The sequence below is a fragment of the Methylobacterium sp. Leaf91 genome (assembly GCF_001422815.1).
Taxonomy (GTDB): domain Bacteria; phylum Pseudomonadota; class Alphaproteobacteria; order Rhizobiales; family Beijerinckiaceae; genus Methylobacterium.
Genome location: NZ_LMMP01000002.1, coordinates 161,278 through 169,005, shown reverse-complemented (window position 1 = coordinate 169,005; position 7,728 = coordinate 161,278). Strand labels below are relative to the sequence as shown.

The 7,728-nt window shown below is 61.3% G+C and carries 6 protein-coding genes and 3 pseudogenes; 1 reads left to right on the top strand and 8 read right to left on the bottom strand.

Annotated features, from left to right (window positions below; translation table 11 throughout):
- Positions 1-197 precede the first annotated feature (197 nt).
- From ASF32_RS03455 to ASF32_RS03445, 4 genes are all read right to left on the bottom strand, one after another.
- Positions 198-2,108, bottom strand: coding sequence for a DUF262 domain-containing protein (locus ASF32_RS03455; protein WP_056423695.1), 1,911 nt, complete (start codon positions 2,106-2,108; stop codon positions 198-200).
- A 399-nt stretch (positions 2,109-2,507) separates the two neighbouring features.
- Positions 2,508-2,957 (bottom strand): hypothetical protein, encoded by a 450-nt coding sequence (locus tag ASF32_RS25080; RefSeq protein WP_156467666.1) that lies wholly within the window; start codon positions 2,955-2,957, stop codon positions 2,508-2,510.
- Between the two features lie 9 nt (positions 2,958-2,966).
- The gene (locus ASF32_RS03450) at positions 2,967-3,317 is read right to left on the bottom strand and encodes a hypothetical protein (RefSeq protein WP_056423693.1); all 351 of its coding nucleotides are present in this window, start codon (positions 3,315-3,317) and stop codon (positions 2,967-2,969) included.
- A 137-nt stretch (positions 3,318-3,454) separates the two neighbouring features.
- A complete protein-coding gene (locus ASF32_RS03445; protein ID WP_056423692.1) occupies positions 3,455-4,897 on the bottom strand; it encodes an ADP-ribosylglycohydrolase family protein in 1,443 nt (480 codons plus the stop codon).
- Positions 4,898-4,996: 99 nt separating this feature from the next.
- Here ASF32_RS03445 and ASF32_RS03440 point away from each other — a divergent pair, with 99 nt between their 5' ends.
- A complete protein-coding gene (locus tag ASF32_RS03440; protein ID WP_056423691.1) occupies positions 4,997-5,662 on the top strand; it encodes a hypothetical protein in 666 nt (221 codons plus the stop codon).
- An 86-nt stretch (positions 5,663-5,748) separates the two neighbouring features.
- Here the strand turns inward: ASF32_RS03440 and ASF32_RS03435 are convergent.
- From ASF32_RS03435 to ASF32_RS25070, 4 genes and pseudogenes are all read right to left on the bottom strand, one after another.
- A pseudogene (locus tag ASF32_RS03435) lies at positions 5,749-5,988 on the bottom strand (hypothetical protein); the annotation flags it as partial.
- A gap of 18 nt (positions 5,989-6,006) precedes the next feature.
- A pseudogene (locus tag ASF32_RS03430) lies at positions 6,007-6,378 on the bottom strand (transposase); the annotation flags it as partial.
- A gap of 238 nt (positions 6,379-6,616) precedes the next feature.
- Positions 6,617-7,107: pseudogene (locus ASF32_RS25075) on the bottom strand (transposase); the annotation flags it as partial.
- A 269-nt stretch (positions 7,108-7,376) separates the two neighbouring features.
- Positions 7,377-7,727 carry a hypothetical protein gene (locus ASF32_RS25070; RefSeq protein WP_156467665.1) on the bottom strand — a complete coding sequence of 117 codons (351 nt, stop codon included), beginning with the start codon at positions 7,725-7,727 and terminating at the stop codon, positions 7,377-7,379.
- Position 7,728: the final 1 nt, after the last annotated feature.

Sequence of the window (7,728 nt, the reverse complement as noted above, 5' to 3'; positions counted from 1 at the left end):
CGCGGGGCCAAAGACATGAAACTCCGTGGAAGGCGACGTAGCGCTCCGCTCCGACACCTCCATCCGGGTGACTTCAGACACTGCGGTTTCCTCCGGGTTCCATCAATTCGAAACCGCCTTCAGGGCTTCCCGTCCCGCGTTGCGTATGATGGATATCGGTCGACGGTGCACTGGCCCCGCCCAGAGCCCTTGTTCGGCTAAGAAAGGGTCCTGTCCAGCCCGGGCCAGATCGCGACAGCTTTGCCGGCCAGGGATTGCGCACGCTCACGGATGGCTATCTCATCCCACTTCTCGACCTTCACAATGGCCGAGCTGAGGGCTAGGAGCGCATCCTCAAGGTCCGGTCGCTTGTCCTTCCATGGTCCATTAGAAAGGTGACTGTTCAACGGCTGGGTAACGAGGGTCAGGTTGCCTAACGTATCGAGGAGGGCGTCCCGTGCGGTCATGGCGTTTGCCAGCGCCGGGTCGGTGACGACCGCGTCATGGGATGGGGCATACTCCTCGTTCGGAAGCGGCCAGTGAGTGCGCCAGCCCTGGGGCATGACGTGCTCAATGGAAAGCCCCGGCGGGCGGCCGCCTTGTGCCTGAAATTTCGTCCGTGTGGCGAGCTCGATCTCCCATAGGATGTCCGCGATTCGCTCCTTGCGACCCATGTTGCGATAGATGGGAACAGTGGTGAGGGCGGCCGTAAACTCCGCGTCGTCAGGGAAGCGGACCGTGTAGGCGGCTGCATCTTCGAAGAATTTCTTGAACGATTGCAGCGATGCACCTTTGTCAAGAAAGATGGCGGACAGTCGCTCGAAGTTCTTGTTGTAGTTCTTCGGCGTCAAGCCGCATACTGCACGCCGCACGATGTAGGAGTAAATCAGTCTGTAGATGGCATGCTTTTCCGTGTCGTCGATTGCCGCGGCGGAGACCATAAAAATCGCCGGATAGATGACGGCGACTTCCCAGGTCGCGAGCTTTTCCCCCAACCAACCGAGCGCCGAACCGTCCGGACGTTCCAGAGTCCGGTATGTCGGCGCGTAGAGCGTCAGGGCGTCAAGCTCGTCGGCCACCGTCGTGAAACGCGGCGTCCCTCGGGGTCGTGCGAAATCCCGGTACTCCGCGTAAACCTCGCGGAGGGACGTCTCGCGACCGGTCTGTGCCGTAAGGGCGTGGCTCAGGAAATGGTCGATACGGGGACGGCGGGGTTTGGCCCGTGGGGCGTCCGCCTTCCAGAATGCCTCGTCCTCGAACACGGACCACTTTTCGTCGAAAAGATCCTGGACGGACTCGCCCTGGGCCTCGGCCCGATGGAAGATGTTGTTTCGAACTAAGTCCATCGCCAAGAGTGGCTCGGCCTTGGAATTGAGTGTCTCGAAGATGACCTGGGCGTCGTCGTCCTCGCCCAGCTGGATCACGACGAGCTTGAGATGCAGCAGCAATGCCTCCTGGAGCGCCTGTAGGCGTTGCTGCTGAATTTCTGCGACGTCGGGACCCTGCCTTTCCTGCTCATCCTTATCCTCATCCGCATCGACTATGCCGTAGCGAATATAGCGGTCGATCAGTTCGCGAAACAGCGCTACCGCACGCATCGGCTTGGGTGCCTGCCCCCAAATGAGGGTACCTTTCTTGTAGAAGTGCTGGGGATATTTCGCTTTGACGCTATCCCACATCTCGGTAAGCAGAAAGCGAAACAACTCCCGGTCCGCTGGGGTAGGAGAGAGCTTGAACTTCGCTTCCTTGTCCTTCTCACCAACTTTAGGGACGTTAAAGAGGTATCCCTGCAAGGTCACAGCCATATCCGCGAACCCTGCGCCATCGGCGGCGGCGCGCAGCGCCGCGATAAAGAGCTGGAAAGTCGTCAGGCGCTGCTGTCCGTCGACAACTTGCATTGTAGGCGTTTTCCCGACGGCGGTCGTTCCGGGCGCGAGGATCAGAGCTCCCATGTAGTGCTGGAATTTAGGCTTACCTGTTTGCAGCGCCTCCCCGGCCTTGGCGGCCACATCCTCCCAGAACTGTTTGAGGAGGTTGTCCCCCCAAGCGTATTGCCTTTGGTAAATGGGTACAATGTAGCAACGAGACTCGCCGAGCACGGTGATGACGGGATGATCCTTGACGTCCATTAGGCGCTCCGGCTCTCAGTTTTCTTACGACAGGTTTCGTTATTCGATACGGCGAAGGTCGTGCAGACGGTGGCGATAGGTAACGGCGCCAACTCCAGATCCTCCCGACTCGGGTTGCGTATCATGTTTCGTCGCAGATCACGGATGACGGTATAAATGTTTAAAGCCTCTGCGTGCAGACCGGATGGATAACATCCTGAAAGCTCACAGATAGGTCTCGATGGCTGGGTGCTGGCTCATTCCACTTTTTCTAAGAACCGCCATGGCCGCTTCCGCAACAGTAGTCTCCTGCGTCGTACGTCGCGGCCCCGGGAAGAAGGAGGTCGCGGCGTAGCGACTCCGAGGATATCGGTTAACGGATGCCAACACCTGCTACCCGTTACGAACCTCGGTAGTGTCTCAGTTTGAGTTTCGCAGCGACCAGCGAAGCGCTGTCTTTGCCGTGCAGCCGGCCGGACAGTACCCCCAACCATCCTGGACGTACCCGAGATGTCGCATAAGGTCGGCCACGATGGCGCCGGCAGATGCGGTGCCAAAATCATGTTTGTTATAGCGGTCGCCCAGCTCAGATTGAAGCATCTTATCAATTGCACACAGCGGCGGCATTCCTTCGGCGGACGCTTCCTGAACCGCCTTTCTTCCGGCCTCTGACCAAATCAAGTCAACCATTTTCAAATGAGTTGGATCACTAGAAGATAGGCCGCCCGAACTAAGTGGCAAATAATTCTTTTCTATTATATCAACTATATACTGGCCCGCCGGTTGTTTTTTGGCATTGTTGTACAATGCAAGTCGCCTTTCCGGCGTCCAGGCTTTTAGCTCGTCCAGCGTATATATCTTGGGTGCCATAGCAGTTTCTCATGCATCTCTTTTGGGCGGTGCGTGCTTATCGACCATTAGGGCATGGATCTCCTCGTAGGTCATCGCCACCGAACTCCAGTTCGAGTTCAAAGCGCGCTCATTGTCGAGCGGGTCATGCATGTCCCAATAAGATCCAAAAATTACTTCTGAGCCATCTGCACCCTTATAAAATACGCGGTAGCACGGCTTCTGACCCGACCCTGTTACGCCGATCTTCACAAACGCGTTGCCGTGCTGGTCCCTGCACTGCTGCGCTTTGTGCCGTGCCCCGGCGACGTAATTCCGCTGATTGGTCAGGTGCGGCCAGACGGTTGCAATTGTCGAGTCAGACGCGATCTTCGTGGGCATTATACTCTCCCTGCTTGGTGCCGAGCATACGCCCGCGAAAAGAGGATCGTGAGGGTACGGGCTGGGAACGTCGAGCGGCACGAGCGGAGCTCAAAATTCAAACCGAGACAATACTCGATCCTGAGGGGTCGGTCGCTTCAGGCGTCGAGCCGTTCGGCGCCGGCGTCGAAGAGGCCGACGGCCATCTGCTCGATCCGGTCGCCCCAAGCCAGGCGGTCAAGCCACCCCTTGGGGATGCCCGACGCGCCATACAGGGCGCCGGCGATCTGCCCCGCGACCGCAGCGGTGGTGTCCGCGTCCTCGCCGAGGTTAGCCGCGAGCAGCACGGCGTCCTTGAAGGTCGAGGTGCGGGAAACCGCCCAGAGCGCGGCGTGGAGGGACGCCACGACGTAGCCAGTGCCGCGCACCTCTTGGCGGGGCTGGCCGAGGCGGAAGCCGCGGACGCGGCCCGCGGCGGCCGAAGCGATGAGGTCCGGCAGGGAGCTACCGCGCACAGCCTGCGCGACCAGATCAGCAAGCACCTCGCAGGCGGCCACGACCTCAGGCGCGGCGTGGGTGGTACGGGACTGGTCCCGGGCGACACGCAGCATGGTTGCCCGGTTGCGCCAATGCCGAACCGCGACGGGCGCGAGCCGCATGATCGAACCGTTGCCGGCGGTGTCCGGCGCCGTCGACCCGGCGAAGGCGTTGCCGGTCCGCTCGAACCGGCGAAGGGCTGCGGCGGTCGTGGCCCCGATGTCGAAGCAGCCTCCAGTGCAGGAGTAGGTGCCCTTCCGGTGCCAGGAGACGAACCGGCGCATTAGATCCTCGGGGTCGAGGACTGGCGCAGCAAGGAGGCTGTCGCCTAGCGCGAGGGCCATCGCGGTGTCGTCCGTCCACTGCCCAGCCTCCAGCCCGAACGGTCCGCCCCCGACCATGTCGGCGAGCACGGACCGTTCGGGCTTGGGAGAGAACTCGATGGTCGTGCCGACGGCGTCACCGACCGCAAGACCGAGCATGGCGCCGACTGCGCGGTCCCGGGCATCGCCATCGTTAGGCCGCGGAAGGGCACGGTGCCGCCCCTGTCGCACCCAGGCTTCCTGAGCTCGGGTCTCGATGGCTCGCGGATCGCGCGCTTGGCGGACCGCGGCGATGGCGATCTCGTGGTCGGCGCCCATCTCGACCAGCAGCCGGGCGGCGACCATGCCAGCACGCCCGAGGCCGCCACGACAGTGTACCAGTACGCGGTTGCCCGCGGCGACCAGGGCGCGCAGCCGGGCCGAATGCCCGGGCCATTCGCGTTCGAAGGCTGCGTCTGGGACATCGCCGTCGCGGATTGGGAGGTGGTGCCACTCCATGAACCGGGCTCGCACCTCTTGTCCGATGCCGGCGATGCGGTAAATGTCGAGTTCGTCGGCTGGCATCAGGGTCACCACCGCCGAGGCGCCCCAGACGGCGACCGCGTTGAGGTCCTTCGCGAGGTTGCGGTCGTGGGCGCCTGTCAGGCTGGACGACTGCTTCTTACCCGGCGCGAAGGTGATGCCGATCATACCGTCCATGGTCCCGGCTGACAGTTCGGCGATGCGAAGTTCGTTGGTCATGACGCGTTCCCGTATGGCTGGTGACGGGGGAACGGTAGGCCCGGCTGGGTGCCTCGGCGGGTCGCGTCGGAATTTTCCGGATTAGGTATCGAGGGCGTGATGGGCGCGTTTGTTGGGTTTTATTGGACCTTCCCGGTGCGATGGGCCGGCTTCCTCGACCTGCCGGACGAGGCGGCGCGCGCCGCCGAGGCGAGCCGGACGGTCGCCTACCAACGCGCCCTGGCCCGCCGGTTTGTCGAGTGGGAGAACGGCAACCTCGCCCACGAGGTCGTATCCTTGGAGGTGAGCCCCGACCGGGGCACGTCGGCCATCGAGAGCGACGTCGTCAGCGCGGGGCACCTGTGCCGTAAGGCGGGCGCGACGCTCCTGCACGTGGACTTCCATAGGAACGGTGGGTGGCGACCGCATCCATTCCTCGGCGATGCGCTCTCGGCCCTTCAAGGCGCCGGGGTGCCGGTACTCGGTCTGCCGGCGGAAGGAATCATGCTCGACGGGCGGACCTTCGACCCAGCGGAGCACTTCTCGATTTGGCGGGTGCGCGACGCCGAGGAGAGGGACCGAAGGCGGCGTGAGGTGCCGGCCGCGCTCGCCGCGGCGCTTGCCGAGGTGCCCGAAGGCCGCGGACGCTGGAAGGCAGTAGCGTCCCTTCTGAACGCGCGGGGGGTGCCAACCTTCGGAGGTGGGACGACCTGGACGCTCGACAACGTCCGCAAAGCCACCAGAGATGTCGAAGCTGGCACCGCGGGTACGCCTCCGGGTTCGTGAGGAAGGGTCAAGCCACTCAAAAGGTAACGGGTAGCACCACCTGCCGACCGTTACGAAAGTCTGGCTTCGCCCAAGCGACAGACCTCTCAATCCTTGGTATTCTCGGCCAGCCGAACGCGGATCTCGCCGAGGGTGACGGGCCAGAAGCCGAAGCAGTAGACGCCGACGTCGGTGCTGGCGGTCGTGCCCGGCAGCGTGCCGTGGGAGTGCCCGTAGAGATGCAGGTCGCCGCGGTGCATGCGTGACCATACCCTGCAGGCATAGTGGAACTTGAACACGCCGGCCGGTGCTGCCGTCACTTGATCGAGCACCACCGTCTGGGCGACGTCTAGAGCCGCATCTGATCAGGTTGGGTCAAAAGCATTGTAGCCTGCGGCCACGAGGTAGTTGCGGCATTCGTCCGGTGTGAAGCGCGTGAAGGCCTGTTTGATGGTGTCGCAAAGTTCCGCGACCGTGCGAGCGGCCAGGGTACGCAAGCGAGCTTTGAGCTTGGCAAAGGGCAGTTCGATCGGGTTCATGTCCGGCGAGTACGCCGGCAGGTAGAGCAGCCGGGCGCCAGCCGCCTCGATGCGCTCGCGGATGCCGCTGACCTTGTGAGCCCGCAGGTTGTCGAGCACGACCGTGTCGCCCTGCTTCAAGGTCGGCACCAGGGTCTCCTCGACATAGACGCGGAAGCGGGCCCCGCTCATTGAGGGCATGCCAAAGCCAAACCGTGAGGGGCCCTGTCTCGATCCCGACCTTCACGGCGCCGGGTGCCCTACGCTTCAAAACGGCCGCGATAACCTCGGGATCTGTCCGCGACGTTCCAGCCCACACACGCTCGCCCGCCTCATCGACGACGCAGATCGCGGACTCCTTCATCGAGACGCCCAGTCCAACATAGCAGGTCATCTTGTGTCCTCCTCTTCGGGGGACGACAGGCTACCCCGAGAGCCACGCCCTCAATTATGCCATGTGGTTCACCTCCCAGCCCTCACGTCGCAGTAAGATATGCAGCCGCCGATAGCCGTAGCGCACCCGTACGGCAGCCAACTCCTTCAGTCGCATCGGCAGCGCGACCTGCGAGTCCGAGCGCTTCCTGTAGCGCTGAGATGAGCGGCCGAAGCCGGGGGCCAGATAAGCCCGACGCTAGCTGACGTCGCAGGTCACCTGCAGCTGATCGGTTACCTTGTGGCGAGCGGCGAGCCTTACCACTTTTGCTGACGCTGCCCTTCGGGTCGCTTCAGGACATCCTGCAACATCGCGCGGTCCAGCATTAGGTCGGCGACAAGCCTCATGAGCTTGCCGTTCTCGTCCTCCAGCTGCTTGAGCGGCCGAATCCCTGGCAAAACCATGCCACCGAACTGCTTCTTCCAGCGGTAGAACGTCGGAGCGGTTACTGCCATCTTCCGTCAGACCTCGTCCATCGATGCACCGCTCTCCGCTTGTGGCAGAGCAAAGGCGATCTGTTCATACGTGGAGCGTTAGCGAGGCATGGCATCCCCCCTTCACGGTTCAGGATGCCCAAAAAACCTGTGCTCAGTACGGACCAGTATGCTGGGTCAGGGTCATCAGGTGACATTGAGCTTGCCTCCATCTGCCGCTCCACGTCTCTAAACGCCCACAGAAAGGATATTGTTGTTAAAATTCATAATAGCATTTCCGATCCTCTGTTATGAGTATCCCGATTGTAAGACACTGACACAACTAATCCTCCCCTATTAATGCATGATAATCAATGGAACGTCGCCGCTTGTACCCCTACAAGTTTCCACATTTCGAGAAGCATGTTAAGTTCCACTATTAGTATCCGTATTCTCTGTGACCATGCAGTATCAGTCCCCAAACTTTCAAGAATTATAGAAAGTATATGCTTAACAAGCTCGACATCTAGTTGCTCGGTTTCCTCGCCGTTATCGCCATCGATCGTGCAGTCCAGCAGTTCAATTGCTGCGCGCACCTCATCAATGCAACTTCGATACGTGCCATCGATCGATTTCTCATCCATAGATGTAAAATGACGAAGCCCATCTATAAATGCCGCACGGATCAGATGACGAAGGTCTTCGGGATATCTTTCGTTCATG

Coding starts and splice junctions, on each gene's coding strand:
- ASF32_RS03455 (WP_056423695.1), bottom strand. CDS start 2,108: ATGGACGTCAAGGATCATCCCGTCATCACCGTGCTCGGCGAGTCTCGT.
- ASF32_RS25080 (WP_156467666.1), bottom strand. CDS start 2,957: ATGGCACCCAAGATATATACGCTGGACGAGCTAAAAGCCTGGACGCCG.
- ASF32_RS03450 (WP_056423693.1), bottom strand. CDS start 3,317: ATGCCCACGAAGATCGCGTCTGACTCGACAATTGCAACCGTCTGGCCG.
- ASF32_RS03445 (WP_056423692.1), bottom strand. CDS start 4,897: ATGACCAACGAACTTCGCATCGCCGAACTGTCAGCCGGGACCATGGAC.
- ASF32_RS03440 (WP_056423691.1), top strand. CDS start 4,997: ATGGGCGCGTTTGTTGGGTTTTATTGGACCTTCCCGGTGCGATGGGCC.
- ASF32_RS25070 (WP_156467665.1), bottom strand. CDS start 7,727: ATGAACGAAAGATATCCCGAAGACCTTCGTCATCTGATCCGTGCGGCA.